Here is a 390-nt window from a genome sequence, read left to right on the forward strand (position 1 = left end):
TCTTTTTTACTCGTAGGTTTGTATAGTGTATTTTTCTTCTTCTCTTTTGCTGTTTTAATGATTTGCTCCATCATAGTATCTGTATTAATTGTTAGTTGTACTTGTTTTGAGCGTTCCTCTTCTTCAAGTTCATTTCTTAATTGTTGATGAAATACAATATCCTCTAAGAAATCCGTTTTATATTGCTCACTAGGTTCTAACAATATACATGTCTCGTAATCTAAACCATCATCGTTCGGAATATAAATCCTATCTAAATGACGTGGATCATATACAATACTGACACTTTTATTTTTCAGTTTTGTATACCACTGTTCTTCGATGGCTCGTTTTGAACCATACAATAGATTTTTAAATTTAATCCCTGCTCTTGAAACAGTTGCTTTGCCT

1 protein-coding gene is annotated in these 390 nt (G+C 31.5%); it reads right to left on the bottom strand.

Annotation, left to right across the window (positions count from 1 at the left end):
- On the bottom strand, positions 1-390 hold a 390-nt coding region (locus KVT27_RS23845), incomplete at both ends, for a Mu transposase C-terminal domain-containing protein (RefSeq protein ID WP_217582095.1).

It is taken from the genome of Lysinibacillus sp. GbtcB16 (genome assembly GCF_019091145.1).
In the GTDB taxonomy this organism is placed as follows: domain Bacteria; phylum Bacillota; class Bacilli; order Bacillales_A; family Planococcaceae; genus Lysinibacillus; species Lysinibacillus fusiformis.